Source organism: Synechococcus sp. A15-62, from assembly GCF_014280075.1.
GTDB lineage: Bacteria > Cyanobacteriota > Cyanobacteriia > PCC-6307 > Cyanobiaceae > Parasynechococcus.
In genome coordinates, this window is sequence record NZ_CP047950.1 from 1,243,137 (window position 1) to 1,261,065 (window position 17,929).

Below are 17,929 nucleotides of genomic sequence, written 5' to 3' on the forward strand. Positions count from 1 at the left end.
TGATTCAGGAATCTGTCGCTCAGATCAACACAGGTCTCCGCCGGATTTCCAGCACTGCTCACAAAATGTCTTGTCAGGATGGCGGGGCTTTCCATCCATCCCGTTCCAGCGCGCATGCGGGCCTTTCAGAACCTGTTCAATCAGTTGGATCAGGTCACGGGCACCAAGGCCAAGGTGCAAGCGCTGGTGGATCACTTTCAGGGGGTCGAAGCAGGTGAAGCGGCCTGGGCGTTGACGCTGCTGCTGGGCAAACGCCGCCGGCGGCTGATCACCGGTCGTCGACTCCGCGACATCCTGCGGGACCGCGGCGGTCTTCCGGATTGGCTGATCGACGACTGCTACGGACAGGTGGGCGACTCAGCCGAAACCATCAGCCTGCTCTGGCCTGCCGTGCAAGAGCGTGTCGCAGCAAACGATCCGGGTCTGCCGAGCGGTGATGGGGACATGCACCTCAGCTGGTGGATGGACACACTGCTGCCGGCCATCAGCACCAGAAGCGATGAGGACCAAGCCAATGCGGTGATCTGGCTGTGGCATCGAACCCCGCTCGACCAGCACTTCATCGTCAACAAACTGCTCACGGGAGGGTTCCGTGTCGGCGTGTCGACGGGCCTGATCAGCCGCGCCATCGCCGAGGCGTTTGATCTCGAGGAAAGCCTGGTGGTGCAACGGCTGATGGGAGGCTTTGAGCCCTCGGCCGAGCGCTTCAGGCAACTCACCGCCAGCGCAACCGCAGATGAACACCATTCCAGTGGCACCCCTTACCCCTTTTATCTCGCCAGTCCCCTGGAGCCCGAACGACTGCGGGAGACATCCGCAAACGAATGGCAACTTGAGTGGAAATGGGATGGGATCCGCGGTCAGCTGATCCACCGCGGTTCCGGCGTCTACCTCTGGAGCCGTGGAGAAGAATTGGTCAACGAGAGCTTCCCTGAGCTGGTTGAGGTGGCTCAGGCCTTGCCGTCAGGAAGCGTTCTGGACGGCGAGCTGATCTGCTGGCAACAGGACGCGGCCACGCCACTTGGTTTTGATCAGCTGCAACGACGTCTCGGCCGCAAAACCGTTGGGGCAACATTGAAACGCGACTGCCCGATGCGGTTCATCGCCTACGACCTGCTGGAACATCAGGGCACGGACATTCGCCAGCTGGGATTACGGCAGCGTCAGCAGCATTTAGCTCAGCTGCTGGGCAGCATCGAGCATCCCGAGTCGTGGCGGTTGAAGCAGAGCCCGTCCTGGTCGATCGACACCTGGGGAGAGCTGGAGAAACAACGGAACCTGGCGCGTCAACACAACGCCGAAGGGCTGATGCTCAAACAAGCGGATTCGCCTTATCTCAGCGGGCGCAAACGCGGCAACTGGTGGAAACACAAGCTGGAGCCAATGACCCTCGATGCGGTGCTCCTCTATGCCCAGGCCGGCAGTGGGCGACGCGCCAACCTGTTCACCGATTACACCTTCGGCCTCTGGACCAACGCTAAAGAGCCGCATTTGGTGACCTTCGCCAAGGCTTATTCCGGCCTCAATGATGCCGAAATCCTCGAACTGGACCGCTGGATCCGACGCAACACCCTGCAGCGCTTCGGGCCAGCACGGTCCCTGAAAACCGAGCTGGTGTTTGAAATCGGATTTGAGGGCATCCACTCCTCAAAACGCCATAAATCAGGCATCGCCGTGCGTTTTCCGCGCATCCTGCGCTGGCGACGCGACAAACCCGCCGATGAAGCGGATTCACTCCAGACCGCGATGGCATTGATCGAGAACCGCTGATGGCACCTTCAAAAAAGAGTGCAAAAGCGGAAGCAAAGGCCAAACCATCAACCAACGACCCTCGCTTGAACCCGATTCATGCATGGTTCGCGCAAAGGAACTGGACACCACTGCCGTTTCAGCAGCAGACCTGGAGCGCCTATCTGGCGGGGCGGAATGGGTTGATCCAAGTGCCCACAGGGTCTGGCAAAACCTTCGCCGCCGTGATGGGACCGATCGCGCGGATGTTGGCGGAGGAGCAGCCGTTGAAGGGAATACGTCTGCTCTACATCACGCCCTTGCGGGCCCTCAGCCGCGACTTGTCGCTGGCGATCCGCGAGCCGATCGAGGCGATGGGCTGGCCGATTCGGGTGGGCATCCGCAATGGCGACAGCAGCAGCAGCGAACGCACCAAACAGCTCAAGGCACCACCACAGATTCTGGTGACGACTCCGGAGTCCCTCGCCCTGCTGCTGAGCAATGCCAAGGCCGAAGAGCTGTTTGGCCAACTCGAGACGGTGATCCTCGATGAATGGCACGAGTTGATGGGCAGCAAACGGGGCAGCCAGACGGAGCTGTGCCTGAGCTGGTTGCGGCAGCTGCGTCCCCAGCTCCAGACCTGGGCCATCAGTGCCACCATCGGCAACATCGAGCAGGCGGCGCGCCATGCCCTGGGGACGGCAGGCGAACCGCAGCTGATCGGGGGCGCGCCAGCCCGCAGCACGGAGATTCAGAGCATCCTCCCGGACACGATCGATGGCTTCCCCTGGGCCGGACATCTCGGTTTGCGGATGTACGAGGAGCTGGTGGCCCGCCTCAACCCCGGCATCAGCACCTTGCTGTTCACCAACACACGCAATCAGTCGGAGCGTTGGCACCAGTGTCTGCGCTTCGCCTGCCCGGAAATGGAGGAGGGATTGGCCCTGCACCACAGCGCCATTGATCGCAGCGAGCGGGAAGCGATCGAAGCCTCCGTGAAAGCCGGCAGCATTCGTTGGGTGGTCTGCACCAGCTCTCTGGATCTCGGGGTGGACTTCCAGCCCGTGGAACAGGTGGTGCAGATCGGGAGCCCCAAGAATCTGGCGCGGCTGCTGCAGCGGGCAGGCCGGTCAGCGCACTTGCCCGGCGGAACATCCCAGGTGCTGTTCATGCCCACCAATGCCCTTGAACTGCTCGAACTCAGTGCCGTGCGGCGGGGGTTGGCGGAGGGTCTGGTGGAACAACGCAAGCCGCCGAAAGCCCCTCTTGATGTTCTGCTGCAGCACCTCACGGGGTTGGCCTGCGGCCCTTGCTTTAATCCTGAGCAAACGTTGCAGACCGTGCGGAGCTGTGCGGCCTACGCCGATCTGAGTCAGGAGGACTGGGACTGGTGCATGCTGTTTCTCGAGCAGGGCGGAGAGTGCCTGGGGGCCTATCCCCGCTACCGCAAGCTCGAATGGGAGGAGATAAGCCAGCGCTACCGGGTCCGAGAAAAAGCCATCGCCCGGCTGCACCGTCTCAACGTCGGAACAATCACGGCCGCACCGGCGATCACGGTGCGGTTTGTGCGTGGTGCCGTTCTCGGCCATGTGGAGGAGACCTTCATCAGCCAGCTCAAGCCGAAGGATGTGTTCTTCTTCTCCGGCCGCCAGCTGGAATTCGTGCGGCTGCGGGACATGACCGCTTACGTGAAAGTGAGCACCAAGAAAACGCGCACGGTGCCTGCCTGGGCAGGGGGACAGATGGCCCTCTCCGATCTGCTGACCCATCACCTACGTCTCGAGGTGGACCGTGCCAGCCGGGGTGATCTCGACAACGCTGAACTGCAGGCTCTGAAACCCCTGTTTGATCGACAACAGGACATCTCGGTGCTGCCGACGGTTGGTCAGCTGTTGATTGAAACCTGTCGCACCCGCGAAGGCACGCACCTGTTTGCCTACCCCTTTGAAGGACGGTTCGTGCATGAGGGCATCGGCTTCCTCTGGGCGTCGCGGCTCACCCGTCTGGAGCGGGGCACGATCACGGTGTCGGTCAACGACTACGGCTTTGAGCTGTTGGCACCGAAGAGCTACCCCATGGCGGAGCTGCTGGAAGACCACATCGATCTGCTACTCGATCGGCAACAACTGGAGCGGGATCTGAAGAACGCACTGAATCTTTCCGAGCTGCAACGGCGACGATTCCGCGCCATCGCCCAGATCGCTGGTCTGATGAACCGCGGCTTCCCTGGATCGAGCAAAAGCACCGGCCAACTTCAGATCAGTGCCTCGCTGCTCTTCGATGTGTTCAGCCGCCATGAGCCGAACAATCGCTTGCTGCTCCAGGCCCAACAGGAAGTGCTCGATGACCAGTTGGAGATCTCACGTCTGGAGGCTGCCTTGGAACGCGCCGCAAGCCAGGAATGGCTCCACGTTGAAACCCCTCGCCCCAGCCCGCTGGCCTTTCCGCTGCTGGTGGAACGGCTCAACAACAGGATGAGCAATGAATCCGTTTTGGAGCGGGTTCAGCGAATGAAGGACGAAGCCATCCGCAAAGAGGGTTGAGCCAGGATTGGCGTATTGCAACAACACCATGGGGCGTTGGTTCACGGTTCTGGGTCACAGCGCCCTGTTGTTTGGCCTGGCTGTTGTTGAGCCAGGTTTAAGCCGAGCCGATGGATCGGCACGCAGGTCAATCTCCACAGCAGCATTCACAACAGAAGAGCAGTTAGCAGAACGAAATTGGCATGCCTTTTGGAACAACCACCTGGGGACATGGAAGGGAAGCTGGACGCGATACACACCGGAAGGAGACGTCAAAGAAAGCTTCGCCAGCACACGCGAATTCACCGCCAACTCAGCCACGACGGAGATCGTTCAAAACAATCGCCACCGCTATGCGGACGGTCGCTCAAGACACAAGCAATGGTCCTACAACGTCAAAGATCACAATCAACGTGATGGTTTTGCTCATCCAGCCAGCATTCCCATGCGCGGCCTTGCTCTCGACAATGGTGCCGCTGCCTGGTTGATCCCGTCGTTGGAGCCAAACCAGTTCACACCCTTTGAGCTGTTTCTGATGGATGGCGATCGTCGCCACAGCGTGGGAGTGCTCTACGGGAAAGATAGGGCGTTACTTCGCACCGCTTCGATCAGAGAACAACGGGGCAACGCCCCAACCGATGGTTGGACAAACGCCATCGATCAGGTGAATCCCTGGCATCCCGTCGGCCAATGGCAAGGGCAAGGGCGACAGATTCTCAAGGATTTATCGCGCTTGCCCGCCAGCCCCACGTTCTGGCAATGGATGCCCCCCGGAGAATCGGATCAATCCAATCACTACCTTCCGGATCACATCATCCTGCGTTGTCCAAAACGCATCACTCCGATGCAGCCCTTTTCCATTCAGGTGATCTGGATGTTGCGCGACGATGCGATGCAGACCATCACAGCGGAATACGACAAGGATTTAGAGCTGATCGACGTGACACACCAAAGCCTCAGTCCCGGGACGCTTCCGAATTGAGATCCAACTGGATCACCCTTAAAGTTCCAAACCTGCAGAGATCAGAAACGTTGGCAAAGCTTGGCGAGATCAAACTCAAACAGATTCCCCAACTGAACACGGCCAACAGCTCACCGTTGATTCGAAAACACAAGGAGGTTCTGAATCTGATGATGAGAACGCTCTCGCTCGATACCTACGGCCTCACCTGGGCTCAGTTCGTCAAAGGTTTTGGTTGTGGCGGCTTGGCCGTTTGGCTGCTGATGCGCTGATATCAGCCATGGCGTACGGGCCTTCCACCCCGTCGCAGCGACTCCAGCATTCCCTTTTCTAAGGCCGTCAGTTTTGGGGCCGGCTCATTCAACGCAGCTTCCGCCCGTGTCTTGGCGGCAGCAATGAATCGATCAGTTTTATCTCCAGAATCAAAGGCCAAGGTGTCTCAGCAAGAACCACCAAAGGTATGAAGCGGCATTAGTTCAGGCTCGGGACTTAAGGAAGATCACTGAACCATGAGATGCGGCAGCGAACTCCTTTCAACAATTCCCTCGATTGCACAATCGTTGCTATCGGTTGGAGGTTGCAGCAACCCGATGAGCCGTTACCCCGTCTTCTATTGCTCTCCAGCGGCCGTTGACGCTGGCTTCAGGCCTGTTGAAGCGGCGGATGCCTACGAGGCTGAACAGATCGTGCAGCGCGAGCACCCCGGTGCAGTCACGGCCTCTCTGAGCGAACGGGTCACCAACGAAGAGGAAATCCGCCGATTGTTTGTGGCCTGGCTCGAAAAAGTCTGAACAGCTGAAGTCAGCGAGGGGTGCATGGGACGCAATCCGTTGTCGGTCACACCCCCCAGCTGGCTGGACATCCACGCCGACAGCTACAAGCAGCTGCTGAACCGCACCGCGGTCACGATCACCAAGCGCGCCAGAAAGCGTGGAGCCGCGTATCAGGTGAAGGAGGCCATCGATGCCATCCATGCAGCCTTTCAGCGTTGTGATGGCACGGACCCCTACGACGGACAGGCGTTGGACCATTGCCTTCATGATGGGCAGCGCAGTCCGACCGTTTCCCCGGTGAGCAGCACCACCACTGCGAGCTTTGAGATTCTCAGCCGGCAGACCAAGGAAGCCAAAGGAGAGAAAGACGCCGAGGAGTTCATCGCCCACTGCCGTGCTGTCGTCGCCCATGCCGACTCGGCGTCGACGGCACGGCCATGAGCAGCGCCAAGAAGCTTTTCCTGGTGGTGCTGGGGGGGCGTTGCAAGGGCTGCCACGTGGAGCAACACGATGTGCGCTGGGTCGTGGGCGAAACCATCGACGCAACGTTGCCAGCCCTACGCAAGGAATGGATCGGCCTTCGCCGTGGCCTGCACATCGACAGCTACCGCTGCATCGACCATGCCGATGGACATCGCATTGAGGTTGTTGAGCACGCACAGGACGCAACCAGTGCAGATGCTCCGCGTCTGTGGTTCGTCAACCTTGGCGCCTACGTCCCCACATCAATGGCGGAACAGCACGCCTTCGGAGTGATCGTAGCCCATTCTTCAGCCTCTGCAAAAGCACGGGCACGCCAGCGTTGGCTGCAAGGTCAGGAACAGATTCACAAGGATGATCTTCACCCTGTCGACATGGACGGCAGCCTCGATGATCTGCTGCCGATTCAGGGCAATGGCCAGTGGCATTTGAAACTGATCGCGGATCCTGACGTTGGCGACGCACCAGTGCACCCCGATTGGTACGGCTACTGGAGGATCTGACCACAAAACAAACACAGGTCAGCTACAACACACAACCACGCTGAGGATGAGTCGTGCTGATCCTGATCCTCCTTGTTCTGACGGGCTCCTATGCCGGACTGTGGGCGTTGCGATTCGTACTCGAACAACGCACCGACACGCCATAAGCAGACCGATTCCACGATGAAGATTCAGTCACATCTGGTTGGGAACTGGACGAAGTTTGGAGATTCAGTCGGTCTATGGTCAGCCCACTCCATCCGCCTTCAGTGTCGCCAGCCCAACGTCTCAGCACAACTGCGCTGGTTGCCATCCTCGCCGGAACCGGCGTGAGTTCCGCAGCTGCAGTCCATGGTGATCACCATCACCACCACTCACGCAAAAAGAAGAAGGCCTACAACAGGGGCTACAGGCAGGGTTACAGAAGAGCGATCGAAAGCAGCTACCGCCCCCCTTACCGCACCTATTCACCGGTGTACGGGCCCATGGTTTCACCGGTGCCCCAGCGGGTCATCGTTGCCCCAGCGCCGTGGATCATTCCTGTTCACCCCCACCGGCAAGGCACCCGGGTCAATGTCGGGCTTGGCTTCAATCTGTAAGCAGGGTTCAAGGAACGATGCCCAAACAAGTTGGCAACGATGCCAGTGAGGCCTGGCGCGACCATGTGCTGAAGCAGGTGGTGGATTATTTGGAGACCCATCGCGATGAGATCATCGACCGCTTTGAGGTCGAGAACAGCTACAGCCTCAAGCGTGAGGACATCGAACAATCAGATCTTCTCGATTTCGATGTGTCAGTCACCCTGCATCGCGATCAATCATCTTCGTTCGGCCTTGGGTTCGGTTTTTTCAAGGCAAACATGATTCGCTGATTCAACCTGCGGGCTTCCAGATCACGTCGGGATCCTGGCGTTGAAGGGTTTGTTCAGCCAGCTTCAGGTAATAGAAATAGCTTTGTCTGTCTTCAGATTCAGCAGCTTTGTTCATCAGGTGCAGATAGCTCAGACGCTGATCGCTGTTCATGCGAGGTCGTGAATTGAACCAAACAATCACCTCGAGCAGCCTTTGATTTCGGTATCGGAAAAAACAACCGAAACAATTCTGAGTATCACCAAGGCACGTTTTTATCTTTTCTTTTGGCGCCTGGGTCCCATGCCTTCCCCAATGCTGCAATCAACAAGGCTGAAAGTTCAGCGTGACGGGAGGACCACCTCCTGGGGGAACAACACAGCCGGGATCGGATGAACCAGTGTTCTGCTCAGGCAATGCAGGAGCTTGAAGCGAGGGCCCTCCTGGGGATGCCGGACCCAGATCAATCTTGCCCGGCCGGATCAGTTGAGACGTGACATTGAACGCCAAACCACCGAGCAAACCGAGCCCCATCGAGGCCGAGAAAGCGATGAGGAGTTGACGCTGACGGTTGTTCATCCCACTGCTTGATCCCGATGAAGGTTGATGGGCCGCTGGCTTTGGCCTGAATCTCAGTGAATAACAGAGATTTGACAGATCAAAACAGACCGCTGGATGATCCGCCTGCTGCAAACGGAACGATCGAAACACAGTCTCTGCTGACGCTGCTCACGCCCTTCCTCGTCTTTGGGGCCTTGTTTGTGGTGCTGCTGCTGGTCTGGGACCGATGACAGCCCCCGTTGCGGGACTGTTCTGGACGCCATACGCCGATTGGATCTACACCGTGGTCAGCCTGAGTGGGTTGATGTTGATCACCTGGCTGGTGCTGGGCCGCAGCAGCGGCAGCTGACGCGCTTCAAGGCACGTCAGGCGGCAAGCATTTCCATCTCAGGCTCAAGCAGCACATCGCGAGCTGTGTTGAAGCGCGTCATCACCTCAGGGTCGCCCCCTTTGTCGGGGTGATGTTGAACAGCCAGAAGTTTGTGGGCCCGCTTCACCTGGGCAACGGTCAACCGTCCAGTCAGCGGCAGGCCAAGGCACTGCCTGGCTTGAATCGCCTCGAGGCCGGGGTCGCGCCCCATTGGGCATTGATCGCGACGATGATTTGACGTTCCCGGCTTGCGCTTGTTGCTTGTTTTGCGTTTGGCCGACCTGGCCTCACCCCCAAACCCTTTCGATTCCTGCACAAGCTGATCTCCGAAGCAGGCCACAATGCCTGATGGCCTGGTTCAGTCGCCGAGCAGCGACCACCAGCGCTGGATCCGATCGGTGGAGCCGTACCAGCTTTGGCCGAACAATCCGCCATGGGCCGTATCGTCCAGCTCAATCCCACGGGCATCCCGCAGCAGGGCTGATGGGAGCGGCACCAGACCATCCCCCTGCAGATCGGGGTCGCCCATGATCTGTCGATAGCTGCGGGCAGCGCTGCGGCGCGAAAAGTTGGATGCATTCGCTCCCAGCGGATCAAGCCGACCCGCAACCGCCACGTAGTCGACCCGATCGGCTTCAGGGCAACCCGGAAACTCACGATCCACGCGAGCCCGCAGCGGTGTGGCACGCAGGGCCTGGTGGGGGCTGCCGAGCGTGATCAGGCGGTTGCATCGGGCTGCACCGTTGAAACGGCGGCCCAGAAAAGTCTGATCGGCCAGATAAGGCCGCAACATCACCCCGCCGGAACTGTGACCAATCAAGGTGACGCGCCCTGTGGGCGACTGGCTTTGAAGCTCGCGCACAGCGGCATCAACGCGATCAAGCAGGCGACGCCAACCAAAGCCCCAGCTGGTGGCCAACCAATCCAATTTGGACGCAGGCACGATGCGCACGGCAACACCAGTGGCCTGATTAATCCAGTCGGCCAGGGGCCGGTAGGCCTCCTGCGTGATCAGAAAGCCACCAAAGATGACGACGGGCTGGGTAAGGCGAGACGTGCTCCTCACCTGATCAACGCACATTGCGGGGCCTTGATCAGGTCGTAACCACGCCAAATGCGGCTTCCACCAGGTTCAAGAACCGTGCTCAGCTGTTGGTCCTCATACGAAGCCTCAAGAACAACCTGCTGACCGATTAACACGATCCTGAACCGCCAGGGGAGAAGACCCGGAAGGGTAAAGCTCATGCAGATCCTGGTTCTCGGCTCACGCTGCCGCAATTCAGAACAACGTCCATCCCTTCAAGTCAAAGGAAAGCCGAGGAATCACTGGAGAGGTTTCTCAGCCACAACGGCAAAGAAAGGATCCCCCTTACCGCCGAACAAGCCCATCACCCCCTCAGCGCGGGTGTCTTCGGCAACGATCTCCGGCTGGGGCCAACCCTGGGCCATCAACACCTCAGCGACATAACGGAGGTGATCACCGTCATCACCGTCGGTCCAGACCTGGGGAGCCTTGGTGAAGAACATTCGATTCGAAAACGCCACGATCACCTGGCCCCGGGGACGGGTGATCCGCCACAGCTCTGAGGCGATCGGCTCGGGCTGTTGCAGGTACTGCCAACCGGCCACGATCAGAGTGGCGTCGATGGATGCATCCTCAACCGGGAGGGTTTGGTCGCGGTTGAGGTTCTGAACCCAGTGCCGGTCCAATCGGGGGTTGGCACTCAGCTCATCAGCATTGAGGCCATGGCCGATGACGTTGTCGTAACTGACGTCGTCCGGCAGGTGGCTCACCCAACTGCTCATCAGATCAAGCACCTGGGCACAGGGAGGGATTCGCTCTCGGTAAAGGGTCGTCAGCCGTGCACGAAAACCCGCATCCAGGTGGTGAACGAAACGCGGCTCGCTGTAGAAGATCGCGTCATCGGTGGCATCCAACTTGAAGCGTTGGGACTCCTTCAGAACAGGAACAACCGTCATCGATCAACCCAGCTGCAGGTACCAGCGCAGGGCTGCACCAAGCTGACCTGCGATTCCCAAGCCGGTGGCCTTTTCAAGCACCACGGCAGCCAAGAAACCGAGCATGGCCACCCGGCCATTGAGCCGCTCAACATCAGTCAGGGCAGAACGGTTCCAGGGGCGTGCTGTGGTGAGCGACTCGCCGAAGCGTTCCGGTTCCTCGTAACGAAAAGCAGGCCGACTCATTGCAGTGCGCAGATCCAGCGGACCTTAACCACGGTTCCATCGCGACCGGGGTAGACGGTCCAGGCACCATTGGCCTGACGTTGCTCCAGCTGACCGCTGGCGCAGTTGGCACGCATCGGCAGGACCCGTTGGGTCCACTGGTCCTGGCCAGCGCGCTGGATCAGCAGGCCTGCCTCCACCTCGACGGAACCGTCCACGCTCTGGGGGGAACGGATGTATTCAGCCGCCTTGAGGGCGGGGGTGTCGAGGGCCTCCATGAAGATCCAACCGTCGCCGGGAAGCAGATCGCCGCGACGGAATTGCCAAACCGCTGGCTCCTGCATCGGCTGCCATTCCGCCTTGACAGGCCCTGCGATCAGGGACAGAAGTGAAGCGAGAGCAACGTTGAAGGCCAAAGCAGGGGATGCCATGGGCAGCGGGATGCGGGCAGAGAGGTCGAACGGACTGTCGGTTGCTTCAAACAGCTTTACGAAGCGTTGAAACGCAAACATGAATCAATGGTTATGGAATTCCACCCGGCAGGAGTGCCAGCTTGAAACGACTGCTTCAACAGTCCATGGCCAGCATTGCTCAAGGACGGGCTGCCTACACCGTCCGACACAAGACATCCAACGGAGAAAAGCTGGAATCCTGCTTCTACGCCACCGATGCCTTTGAGGCCCGTCTCCTGGCCATGGAGTTCAACGCCTACATCCGTCAGCACCCGAACTGCATCGATTCAATCCTCAGGACGGAGGCTTGAACGGCGCCCGCCGACGCTACACCTGAACGAACACCAGCCAGGCCAGGCTGGCGAGCCCCCCTCCGATCCAATCACTGCGCAGCAGTTCCACCAGGGCGATGGTGCTGGCCCCGATGCGCAGTCCCCGTAGAAGCAGGTCCGTTAGGGGAGGTGTCCGGCGCTTGTCGCGCTCCATGGGCCGACTACGAAAAAATGGGGATGTTGCAGAGCCCCATGATCTCAGCCGTGCCTGTTTCGCCTGCCGCAGCTCTCCTGGCGAAGGAAGGCAAGAGCCGCCGTGAGGGCAGCGGCATTCAGATCGAGCAGCTGCCGGGCTGCTGGATGTTGCAGCAGACCTGGACGCGCAGCGGTGATGCACCGGCACCTGGCACTGCAACGCTGCTGCGTTGGCTGCAGGCCAGCCTGACCTTGAGCCGCGGCAGCCAGGGCCTGAGCATCGTGAATCAGGTCTGCCTGGCCGGTTTCCGGTTGCGGTTCAGCGGCCAGGCCCAGCTGAAGGGGTCCAGGCCATTGCTGATGTTCAGCTTCACATCGTTGGAGCTGAGCTGGTTCGATCAGGTGCTGCTGCAGCGAAGCCTGCCGTCACCGGAGCCCCAACGCTTGCCCTTCTTTGCACTGATCGAACTGAACGAGCAGGAGGGAACACTCACAGCACGCGGTCGGGGCGGTGGACTGGCCCAGTGGTCACGCCTCGAGCCGCAGACGCCATGAAGCCCGCCGTCGCCCTGGCCATGCTCGAGCGGGAGGGCCGATGGCTGCTCCAGCTGCGAGACGATATCGACTCAATCATTTACCCGGGCCACTGGGGGTTGTTCGGCGGCCATCTCGATCCGGGAGAGACAGCCAGCGACGCAGTGCACCGCGAGCTGCAGGAGGAGATCGATTGGTCTCCCAGCCTTCCGCTGGAACCATGGTTCAGCGATGACAGCGGCAACCGGGTGGCCCACGTGTTCCGCGGAACGCTCAGCGTGCCCCTGAGCCAACTGCAGTTGAAGGAAGGCCAGGAGATGAAGTTGGTCTCCCTCAGTGATCTGGTGCGTGACTCGATCTGGAGTGAGCGGCAGCAGGAGCTCCGTCCCGTCGCACCACGACTCTCGATCGTGATCGAACGGTTGCTGCAGGAAGGCCATGACCGCTGAAACCTGGCTCGATCTGCGCAACGTGCAGGCATGGCAGGGCGATCGCCCGGTGCTGCACGAGCTCAACCTGCAATTGAAACTGCGGCAGTCCACAACCGTGTTGGGGCCCAATGGCGCAGGCAAAAGCAGCCTGGTGAAACTGATCGACCGCAGCCTCTACCCCATCGTTCGCCCCGATGCTCATCTGCGGTTGTTTGGCAGCGAGACGGTGAACCTCTGGGCGCTGCGCAGCCGCCTGGGAGTGGTGTCGAGCGAGCTGGAACAGCGGCTTCATCCAAAAACAGCTGTTGAAGAGGTGGTGGTGAGCAGTTTTTTTGGGGCCACCCGACTGGGCCGCGATCAGGAGCCAAGCGTTAAGCAGTGGGAGCAGGCGCGAGATCTGCTTGATCAACTGCACCTCCACAGCATCCGTGAACGCTGCTGCGGAGAGCTATCGGACGGACAGCGACGCCGCCTGTTGATCGCTCGCGCTCTGGTTCACCAACCCGAGGTGCTGGTGCTGGATGAACCGAGCCGCGCCCTCGACCTCCAGGCCTGCCATCAATTGCTGGCGATCCTGCGGCGCTTGATCCAAGGGGGAACCACGGTGGTGCAGGTCACCCATCGGGTCGACACGATCGTGCCGGAGATGGAACGGGTGCTGTTTCTGGCGCAGGGACGCATCGTTGGAGATGGAAGTCCGCGGGAGATGCTGCGGCCCGCCGAGCTGAGTGAACTGTTCAACACCCCGCTCAACGTGGTTGAAGCCCAAGGCTTTCGCCAGGTTCTTCCGGGATAGATCCAGACGCAGCACCCTGCTCTGCTAGGGATGAGGGCCAGACGACGCATCCGCCATGGCAACGGCAGAACAGAAAAAGACCATCACCAAAAAGCGCCTGCAGGAACTGCGCAACCAGTGCCGTGACCACTACAACGTGGTGGCCGATGGTGTTCTGCCCGACGGTGCCGATGTGCGCGTCACCATGGGCAAGCTCCAGGAGCTGATCGAACTGCTCGATGGCAAAGCCAAGTGGGATGACAGCGAAGCCTCCTGAACCGTTCCAGGACATGCGGGACGATCTGGATTACCGCGAGCCGTGGGACCAGGCCGGTTCCAAGCAAAGGGAATCCGATCGGAGTCGTTCCGCCAAGGACTTTCACTTTCGAGAAGCCGGCGTTCAGCGCTTCAACGACACCTACGACTGGGACGAGGACGAGCGCTGATCCACTGATCCACTCATCCACTGATCAGAGACGCCGCAGCACCCCCTGGCCAGGAGCAAGAAGAAAGGCGAGCACGAATTGCGCGGTTTGTGCCAGCACGATGCAACCGGCGGTGGAGCTGTCGGTCCAGTAGCTGATGAACACCCCCAGCACACTGGAGAGCACGCTGCTGGTGACGGCCAGCAGCGTCATCCGGTCAAACCGATCGGTGAGCAGATAGGCCGTGGCGCCGGGGGTGACGAGCATCGACACCACCAGGATGATTCCCACAGTCTGCAGACCAGCAACGGCGGCCAGGGACAGGAGCCCCAACAGCATGTAGTGCAGGAGTCCGGTGTTGATCCCGATCGATCGGGCGTGGGTGGGATCGAAGCAGAAGAGCATCAGGTCCCGCCGGAACAGCAGCAGCAACACAAGCACCAGCACTGAAATCACCAGGGTCTGCTGCACGTCCCCCGCTGAGATCCCCAGCACATTGCCGAACAGGATGTGGGTGAGATCGATGTTGCTGCGCGTCTTGGAGACGAGCACGAGCCCCAGAGCGAAGAAGCCAGTGAAGACAAGCCCGATGACGGTGTCTTCCTTCACCCTCGACTTCTGCTTCACAAAGCCGATGGCGGCAACGGAGCCCACACCGAAGACGAACGCCCCCAGGGAGAAGGGCAGGCCCAGGGCATAGGCGACCACCACGCCAGGGAGTACGGCATGTGAGACGGCATCACCCATCAATGCCCATCCCTTCAGGGTCATGAAGCAGGACAACAGCCCGCAAACACCCCCAACCAGGGCACTGATCATCAAAGCCTTCACCATGAAGGCGTGACTGAGGGGTTCCAGCAAAAGCTCCATCGGATCAGTATGGGCGCGCTGCAGCCGGTTCGATGCCCCGCGCCTCCACCCAGAACGCCTGCCCCGCGCTGCGCCGGCTGCCCACCCGCCCCAGCCGAATGGTTCAGGCCGTGGTCAGCCGCCTGCTGCCCCTGCTCTTCCGCAGTCAGGGGCTGGAACTAAGCCACCGTGAAGCGGCAGAAGGCCTGGCCAGGGCCTTTGCAGCTCAGCAGTCGGGGGCCTGCAATCTGCTGATTGCCTTTCGTCACCCCAGCACCCGTGATCCGGTGGTGATGGCGGATCTGTTCTGGAACCAAGTTCCCCTGGCAGCTCGGCGGCTCAAGCTGCAGCTGCCACGACCCATCCAGCTGCGGTTTCTCTACGACCGCGGCATTCCGATCTGGGCTGGCCCCGTGATCGGCTGGCTGTTGCAACGCAGTGGCGGCATCGCCATCCACCGCGGCCGCTTGGATCGCCCAGCTCTGGCCCAGGCCCGCGGGGCTCTCGCCCAGGGGCGCTACCCGCTGGTGGTGGCACCGGAAGGAGCCACCAACAACCTCTCCGGCGAGATGGCGCCCTTGGAGCCGGGGGTAGCCCAACTGGCGTTCTGGGCCGCTGAGGATCTGGAGAAAGCCAACGACGAGCGGCCGCTGGAGGTGTTGCCCATTGGCATTCACTACAGCTGGAGACACCCCAACTGGATCGCCCTCCAGGCGCGGTTGGCGTCCCTCGAACGCCATCTCGGCATCAACTGCACCGACGCCGGCCCGGACAATCCCGAAACCACCAGCCGCGACAGGCTGATCCAGATCGGCATGAATCTGCTCAAAGCCCTTGAGCAGCTTGAACGGCTGACGCCTGATCCAGCTCAGACCTTCATCGAACGGGTCGAGGTCTACCGGCTGCATGGCCTGGCCAAAGCCGAAGCCCATTTCGGCCTGCGTGCCGTCGGCAATCTTCAGGAGCGCTGCCGCCGGATCGAGCAGGCCGCCTGGGATCGGATCTACAGGGAAAGTGTTGATCAGCTCCCACCGTTGCAGCGGAGCCTGGCGGACTGGGAGGCACGGGAAGCCGACCTCCAACTCACCCGCATGCGACTGGTGGAGCATTTCACCAGCGTGAGCGGTCACTACATCAGCGATCGAGCCAACTTCGACCGCTTTGCCGAGATGTTGCTGCTGGTGGAAGAAGCGATCGGCTGGATCGAAGACAAGCCCTGGAAGGGTCAGCCCAGCCTCGGCCCAGAACGGGTGGAACTGCGTCTTGGACGGGCCTTGCCTGTGCGGCCTCGCCTAAGTCAGTACCGCAGCAACCGTCGCGAGGCAATGCAGCTGTTCATGCAAGACCTGGAGCAGGCTCTCGTTGCCATGATGCCCGACGCCTCTCGGGAAACGGCAACTGAAACAGGAGAGCTCTAATTAGAACGTCTCCTCCGGGGAGCTGTTGCCTGTCAGTAGATCGGGCGGCACGCCTCCGAAGGTCATGGCGAGGTTTTCAGGGGTGAACACTTCCGAGGTTTCCCCGTAGGCGAGCACGGTCTTGTTGATCAGAACCACCAGATCGCAAAAATCACGGACGTGGCCCAGGTCGTGGGTGGAAATCAGGATCGTGCGGCCCTCGTCGCGGAACTGAAGAAACAGCTGGGCCATCAGCTGCTCAGTGCGCACATCGACCCCATTGAAGGGCTCATCCAGCAGAAGCACATCGGCGCGCTGGGCGATGGCTCGGGCCAGGAACATGCGCTTGCGCTGACCACCCGAAAGGGTGCCAAGGGGACGATCGGCCAGCTCCAGCAGATCAACCCGCGTCAAGGCGTCCCGCACAGCCACACGATCCGAGCTGCGGGGAATCCGCAACGGATTCATCGCTCCGTAGCGGCCCATCATCACTACATCCCAGACCGACACTGGGAACTGGGCGTCCACCCCTTCGCTCTGGGGCACATAGGCCACCGCTTGATGACGCTGGGCTTCAGCAACGCTGCTGCCGTTGATGCGGATTCTGCCCCGCGAGGGGCGAACAAACCCAGTGAGGGCCTTGAAGAACGTCGATTTGCCGGCACCGTTCATGCCCACCAAACCGCAGATGCAACCGGCTGGCAGATGCAGGCTGGCGTCGTACAGGGCAACGGTGCCGTTGTAGTCCACACAGAGCTGGTCGGCCTGAATGCGCATCAGCGGTTGCTCTCGGACAGGTCCAGGCCCTTGAGGATTAGACCCACATTGTGCCGCTGCAGTTCCAGCAGGGTGGGTGCAGGCCCGTCCGGAGACGAGAGGGAATCCACGTAGAAGGTGCCACCGAATCGTGCTCCGGCCGCCGCTGCCACCTCACGTTGGGCTTTATCGCTCACGGTGCTTTCACAGAAAATGGCCGGCACCTGCCGCTCGCGCACCGTGTCGATCAACCGTGCCATGCGTTTGGGTGTGATCTCGCTTTCGGCATTCACCGGCCAGAGATAGGCCTCTTCAAGTCCGTAATCCGCTGCCAGATAGGTGAAGGCCCCCTCGCAACTCACCAGCAGCCGTTGCCGGGCGGGCAGCTCGCCGATCGCCGTGCGCAGCTCCTGATCGAGGGCTTGGAGCTTGGCTTTGTAGGCCGACGCGTTAGCGGAATAGACCTCGGCTCCGGCCGGATCGAGTTGGCTGAAGGCCCGCTCAAGATGGTCCACATAGCCCATCGTGCGCTGGGGGGACATCCAGGCATGGGGGTTGGGCTTGCCGGAATAGGCATCCTCCGCGATCAGCAGAGGCTCCATCCCCTCCGAAAGGGTGATGGTGGGCACATCCCCCGCTGCAGCCGTGAAACGCTGGGCCCACAACTCCAATCCCAACCCGTTCTCAACAATCAGATCTGCTTTGCTGGCGCGCTCGATGTCACTGGGGGTGGGTTGATAACCGTGGATCTCGGCCCCGGGCTTGACGATCGAAGCCACCTGCATCCGATCACCCGCCACATTCCGGGCCAGATCAGCCAACACCGTGAAGGTGGTGAGCACCTGGGGGCGGGAATCCACGGCGATGTTCTGATCTCGGCTGCGGCAGGAGGCGAGCAACACACCCATCACAACCAGCAGCACGGCCGCCGAAC

General features: G+C 60.6%; 28 protein-coding genes. 17 read left to right on the forward strand and 11 right to left on the reverse strand.

Translation table 11 applies throughout. The features are described 5' to 3' along the window. The first annotated feature begins 114 nt into the window (after window positions 1–114). The 9 genes from SynA1562_RS06990 (at window position 115) to SynA1562_RS07030 (ending at window position 7,817) form a co-directional block, all read left to right on the forward strand. Window positions 115–1,770, forward strand: coding sequence for an ATP-dependent DNA ligase (locus tag SynA1562_RS06990; RefSeq protein WP_186495347.1), 1,656 nt, complete (start codon window positions 115–117; stop codon window positions 1,768–1,770). Continuing rightward, window positions 1,770–4,271 (forward strand): ligase-associated DNA damage response DEXH box helicase, encoded by a 2,502-nt coding sequence (locus tag SynA1562_RS06995; RefSeq protein WP_186493286.1) that lies wholly within the window; start codon window positions 1,770–1,772, stop codon window positions 4,269–4,271. Before SynA1562_RS06990 ends, SynA1562_RS06995 begins: the two co-directional genes overlap by 1 nt. Before the next feature lie 28 nt (window positions 4,272–4,299). Continuing rightward, complete coding sequence (locus tag SynA1562_RS07000; protein ID WP_186493287.1) at window positions 4,300–5,232, forward strand: DUF3598 family protein; 933 nt, start codon at window positions 4,300–4,302, stop codon at window positions 5,230–5,232. Window positions 5,233–5,282: 50 nt separating this feature from the next. Then, complete coding sequence (locus SynA1562_RS07005; protein ID WP_186493288.1) at window positions 5,283–5,483, forward strand: hypothetical protein; 201 nt, start codon at window positions 5,283–5,285, stop codon at window positions 5,481–5,483. 318 nt (window positions 5,484–5,801) lie between these two features. Continuing rightward, on the forward strand, window positions 5,802–6,002 hold the full coding sequence (locus SynA1562_RS07010) for a hypothetical protein (protein WP_255445576.1): 201 nt from the start codon (window positions 5,802–5,804) through the stop codon (window positions 6,000–6,002). A 24-nt stretch (window positions 6,003–6,026) separates the two neighbouring features. Beyond that, window positions 6,027–6,425, forward strand: a complete 399-nt coding sequence (locus SynA1562_RS07015; RefSeq protein WP_186493290.1) for a hypothetical protein — start codon at window positions 6,027–6,029, stop codon at window positions 6,423–6,425. Next, window positions 6,422–6,967, forward strand: coding sequence for a DUF1543 domain-containing protein (locus SynA1562_RS07020; RefSeq protein WP_186493291.1), 546 nt, complete (start codon window positions 6,422–6,424; stop codon window positions 6,965–6,967). The genes SynA1562_RS07015 and SynA1562_RS07020 overlap by 4 nt, the downstream gene beginning before the upstream one ends. Before the next feature lie 221 nt (window positions 6,968–7,188). Then, window positions 7,189–7,545: a hypothetical protein gene (locus SynA1562_RS07025; RefSeq protein ID WP_186493292.1), complete on the forward strand. Its 357-nt coding sequence runs from the start codon at window positions 7,189–7,191 to the stop codon at window positions 7,543–7,545. Window positions 7,546–7,562: 17 nt separating this feature from the next. Continuing rightward, window positions 7,563–7,817: a hypothetical protein gene (locus tag SynA1562_RS07030; RefSeq protein ID WP_186493293.1), complete on the forward strand. Its 255-nt coding sequence runs from the start codon at window positions 7,563–7,565 to the stop codon at window positions 7,815–7,817. Between the two features lies 1 nt (window position 7,818). Here the strand turns inward: SynA1562_RS07030 and SynA1562_RS07035 are convergent, their stop codons facing one another. Beyond that, window positions 7,819–7,968, reverse strand: coding sequence for a hypothetical protein (locus tag SynA1562_RS07035; RefSeq protein WP_186493294.1), 150 nt, complete (start codon window positions 7,966–7,968; stop codon window positions 7,819–7,821). Window positions 7,969–8,581: 613 nt separating this feature from the next. Between SynA1562_RS07035 and SynA1562_RS07040 the strand changes: the two genes are divergently transcribed. Continuing rightward, complete coding sequence (locus tag SynA1562_RS07040; RefSeq protein ID WP_006849913.1) at window positions 8,582–8,704, forward strand: hypothetical protein; 123 nt, start codon at window positions 8,582–8,584, stop codon at window positions 8,702–8,704. A gap of 16 nt (window positions 8,705–8,720) precedes the next feature. Here the strand turns inward: SynA1562_RS07040 and SynA1562_RS07045 are convergent, their stop codons facing one another. The 6 genes from SynA1562_RS07045 to SynA1562_RS07070 form a co-directional block, all read right to left on the reverse strand. Next, window positions 8,721–9,065, reverse strand: a complete 345-nt coding sequence (locus tag SynA1562_RS07045) for a molecular chaperone DnaJ (RefSeq protein WP_186493295.1) — start codon at window positions 9,063–9,065, stop codon at window positions 8,721–8,723. A gap of 18 nt (window positions 9,066–9,083) precedes the next feature. After that, window positions 9,084–9,806 carry an esterase gene (locus SynA1562_RS07050; protein WP_186493296.1) on the reverse strand — a complete coding sequence of 241 codons (723 nt, stop codon included), beginning with the start codon at window positions 9,804–9,806 and terminating at the stop codon, window positions 9,084–9,086. After that, the gene (locus SynA1562_RS07055; RefSeq protein WP_186493297.1) at window positions 9,788–9,970 is read right to left on the reverse strand and encodes a hypothetical protein; all 183 of its coding nucleotides are present in this window, start codon (window positions 9,968–9,970) and stop codon (window positions 9,788–9,790) included. Before SynA1562_RS07055 ends, SynA1562_RS07050 begins: the two co-directional genes overlap by 19 nt. Window positions 9,971–10,048: 78 nt before the next feature. Next, window positions 10,049–10,705: a methyltransferase domain-containing protein gene (locus SynA1562_RS07060; RefSeq protein ID WP_186493298.1), complete on the reverse strand. Its 657-nt coding sequence runs from the start codon at window positions 10,703–10,705 to the stop codon at window positions 10,049–10,051. A 3-nt stretch (window positions 10,706–10,708) separates the two neighbouring features. Next, window positions 10,709–10,930, reverse strand: a complete 222-nt coding sequence (locus tag SynA1562_RS07065; protein ID WP_115009146.1) for a chlorophyll a/b-binding protein — start codon at window positions 10,928–10,930, stop codon at window positions 10,709–10,711. Then, window positions 10,927–11,421: a hypothetical protein gene (locus SynA1562_RS07070; RefSeq protein ID WP_255445577.1), complete on the reverse strand. Its 495-nt coding sequence runs from the start codon at window positions 11,419–11,421 to the stop codon at window positions 10,927–10,929. Before SynA1562_RS07070 ends, SynA1562_RS07065 begins: the two co-directional genes overlap by 4 nt. Window positions 11,422–11,486: 65 nt before the next feature. Between SynA1562_RS07070 and SynA1562_RS07075 the strand changes: the two genes are divergently transcribed. Continuing rightward, complete coding sequence (locus SynA1562_RS07075) at window positions 11,487–11,672, forward strand: hypothetical protein (protein ID WP_114989374.1); 186 nt, start codon at window positions 11,487–11,489, stop codon at window positions 11,670–11,672. A gap of 16 nt (window positions 11,673–11,688) precedes the next feature. Here SynA1562_RS07075 and SynA1562_RS07080 read toward each other — a convergent pair whose 3' ends face one another. Further along, complete coding sequence (locus SynA1562_RS07080; protein WP_186493299.1) at window positions 11,689–11,847, reverse strand: hypothetical protein; 159 nt, start codon at window positions 11,845–11,847, stop codon at window positions 11,689–11,691. 50 nt (window positions 11,848–11,897) lie between these two features. On the opposite strand from SynA1562_RS07080, the gene SynA1562_RS07085 reads away from it, so the two are divergent. From SynA1562_RS07085 to SynA1562_RS07105, 5 genes are read left to right on the forward strand one after another with little or no spacing between them, the layout of a single operon-like run. Then, the gene (locus tag SynA1562_RS07085) at window positions 11,898–12,383 is read left to right on the forward strand and encodes a hypothetical protein (RefSeq protein ID WP_255445578.1); all 486 of its coding nucleotides are present in this window, start codon (window positions 11,898–11,900) and stop codon (window positions 12,381–12,383) included. Next, the gene (locus tag SynA1562_RS07090) at window positions 12,380–12,811 is read left to right on the forward strand and encodes an NUDIX hydrolase (protein ID WP_186493301.1); all 432 of its coding nucleotides are present in this window, start codon (window positions 12,380–12,382) and stop codon (window positions 12,809–12,811) included. Before SynA1562_RS07085 ends, SynA1562_RS07090 begins: the two co-directional genes overlap by 4 nt. Next, the gene (locus tag SynA1562_RS07095) at window positions 12,801–13,589 is read left to right on the forward strand and encodes an ABC transporter ATP-binding protein (RefSeq protein WP_186493302.1); all 789 of its coding nucleotides are present in this window, start codon (window positions 12,801–12,803) and stop codon (window positions 13,587–13,589) included. Before SynA1562_RS07090 ends, SynA1562_RS07095 begins: the two co-directional genes overlap by 11 nt. Before the next feature lie 55 nt (window positions 13,590–13,644). Further along, window positions 13,645–13,845, forward strand: coding sequence for a hypothetical protein (locus tag SynA1562_RS07100; RefSeq protein WP_006851769.1), 201 nt, complete (start codon window positions 13,645–13,647; stop codon window positions 13,843–13,845). After that, window positions 13,826–14,014, forward strand: coding sequence for a hypothetical protein (locus SynA1562_RS07105; protein ID WP_186493303.1), 189 nt, complete (start codon window positions 13,826–13,828; stop codon window positions 14,012–14,014). The genes SynA1562_RS07100 and SynA1562_RS07105 overlap by 20 nt, the downstream gene beginning before the upstream one ends. 24 nt (window positions 14,015–14,038) lie before the next feature. Here SynA1562_RS07105 and SynA1562_RS07110 read toward each other — a convergent pair whose 3' ends face one another. After that, complete coding sequence (locus tag SynA1562_RS07110) at window positions 14,039–14,863, reverse strand: metal ABC transporter permease (protein ID WP_011364450.1); 825 nt, start codon at window positions 14,861–14,863, stop codon at window positions 14,039–14,041. 32 nt (window positions 14,864–14,895) lie between these two features. On the opposite strand from SynA1562_RS07110, the gene SynA1562_RS07115 reads away from it, so the two are divergent. Beyond that, entirely contained in the window at window positions 14,896–16,260 is a 1,365-nt protein-coding gene (locus tag SynA1562_RS07115; protein ID WP_186493304.1) for a 1-acyl-sn-glycerol-3-phosphate acyltransferase, read from the forward strand. Here SynA1562_RS07115 and SynA1562_RS07120 read toward each other — a convergent pair whose 3' ends face one another. Both SynA1562_RS07120 and SynA1562_RS07125 read right to left on the reverse strand, forming a co-directional pair. Continuing rightward, on the reverse strand, window positions 16,261–17,016 hold the full coding sequence (locus tag SynA1562_RS07120; protein WP_186493305.1) for a metal ABC transporter ATP-binding protein: 756 nt from the start codon (window positions 17,014–17,016) through the stop codon (window positions 16,261–16,263). Further along, the gene (locus SynA1562_RS07125; RefSeq protein WP_255445777.1) at window positions 17,016–17,903 is read right to left on the reverse strand and encodes a metal ABC transporter substrate-binding protein; all 888 of its coding nucleotides are present in this window, start codon (window positions 17,901–17,903) and stop codon (window positions 17,016–17,018) included. Before SynA1562_RS07125 ends, SynA1562_RS07120 begins: the two co-directional genes overlap by 1 nt. Window positions 17,904–17,929: the final 26 nt, after the last annotated feature.

Excerpts from the sequence above, each read along its gene's own strand:
- SynA1562_RS06990 (WP_186495347.1), top strand. The coding sequence starts at position 115 with ATGCGGGCCTTTCAGAACCTGTTCAATCAGTTGGATCAGGTCACGGGC.
- SynA1562_RS06995 (WP_186493286.1), top strand. The coding sequence starts at position 1,770 with ATGGCACCTTCAAAAAAGAGTGCAAAAGCGGAAGCAAAGGCCAAACCA.
- SynA1562_RS07000 (WP_186493287.1), top strand. The coding sequence starts at position 4,300 with ATGGGGCGTTGGTTCACGGTTCTGGGTCACAGCGCCCTGTTGTTTGGC.
- SynA1562_RS07010 (WP_255445576.1), top strand. The coding sequence starts at position 5,802 with ATGAGCCGTTACCCCGTCTTCTATTGCTCTCCAGCGGCCGTTGACGCT.
- SynA1562_RS07015 (WP_186493290.1), top strand. The coding sequence starts at position 6,027 with ATGGGACGCAATCCGTTGTCGGTCACACCCCCCAGCTGGCTGGACATC.
- SynA1562_RS07020 (WP_186493291.1), top strand. The coding sequence starts at position 6,422 with ATGAGCAGCGCCAAGAAGCTTTTCCTGGTGGTGCTGGGGGGGCGTTGC.
- SynA1562_RS07025 (WP_186493292.1), top strand. The coding sequence starts at position 7,189 with ATGGTCAGCCCACTCCATCCGCCTTCAGTGTCGCCAGCCCAACGTCTC.
- SynA1562_RS07030 (WP_186493293.1), top strand. The coding sequence starts at position 7,563 with ATGCCCAAACAAGTTGGCAACGATGCCAGTGAGGCCTGGCGCGACCAT.
- SynA1562_RS07035 (WP_186493294.1), bottom strand. The coding sequence starts at position 7,968 with ATGAACAGCGATCAGCGTCTGAGCTATCTGCACCTGATGAACAAAGCT.
- SynA1562_RS07040 (WP_006849913.1), top strand. The coding sequence starts at position 8,582 with ATGACAGCCCCCGTTGCGGGACTGTTCTGGACGCCATACGCCGATTGG.
- SynA1562_RS07050 (WP_186493296.1), bottom strand. The coding sequence starts at position 9,806 with ATGTGCGTTGATCAGGTGAGGAGCACGTCTCGCCTTACCCAGCCCGTC.
- SynA1562_RS07055 (WP_186493297.1), bottom strand. The coding sequence starts at position 9,970 with ATGAGCTTTACCCTTCCGGGTCTTCTCCCCTGGCGGTTCAGGATCGTG.
- SynA1562_RS07060 (WP_186493298.1), bottom strand. The coding sequence starts at position 10,705 with ATGACGGTTGTTCCTGTTCTGAAGGAGTCCCAACGCTTCAAGTTGGAT.
- SynA1562_RS07065 (WP_115009146.1), bottom strand. The coding sequence starts at position 10,930 with ATGAGTCGGCCTGCTTTTCGTTACGAGGAACCGGAACGCTTCGGCGAG.
- SynA1562_RS07070 (WP_255445577.1), bottom strand. The coding sequence starts at position 11,421 with ATGTTTGCGTTTCAACGCTTCGTAAAGCTGTTTGAAGCAACCGACAGT.
- SynA1562_RS07075 (WP_114989374.1), top strand. The coding sequence starts at position 11,487 with ATGGCCAGCATTGCTCAAGGACGGGCTGCCTACACCGTCCGACACAAG.
- SynA1562_RS07080 (WP_186493299.1), bottom strand. The coding sequence starts at position 11,847 with ATGGAGCGCGACAAGCGCCGGACACCTCCCCTAACGGACCTGCTTCTA.
- SynA1562_RS07090 (WP_186493301.1), top strand. The coding sequence starts at position 12,380 with ATGAAGCCCGCCGTCGCCCTGGCCATGCTCGAGCGGGAGGGCCGATGG.
- SynA1562_RS07095 (WP_186493302.1), top strand. The coding sequence starts at position 12,801 with ATGACCGCTGAAACCTGGCTCGATCTGCGCAACGTGCAGGCATGGCAG.
- SynA1562_RS07100 (WP_006851769.1), top strand. The coding sequence starts at position 13,645 with ATGGCAACGGCAGAACAGAAAAAGACCATCACCAAAAAGCGCCTGCAG.
- SynA1562_RS07105 (WP_186493303.1), top strand. The coding sequence starts at position 13,826 with ATGACAGCGAAGCCTCCTGAACCGTTCCAGGACATGCGGGACGATCTG.
- SynA1562_RS07110 (WP_011364450.1), bottom strand. The coding sequence starts at position 14,863 with ATGGAGCTTTTGCTGGAACCCCTCAGTCACGCCTTCATGGTGAAGGCT.
- SynA1562_RS07115 (WP_186493304.1), top strand. The coding sequence starts at position 14,896 with ATGCCCCGCGCCTCCACCCAGAACGCCTGCCCCGCGCTGCGCCGGCTG.
- SynA1562_RS07120 (WP_186493305.1), bottom strand. The coding sequence starts at position 17,016 with ATGCGCATTCAGGCCGACCAGCTCTGTGTGGACTACAACGGCACCGTT.
- SynA1562_RS07125 (WP_255445777.1), bottom strand. The coding sequence starts at position 17,903 with ATGGGTGTGTTGCTCGCCTCCTGCCGCAGCCGAGATCAGAACATCGCC.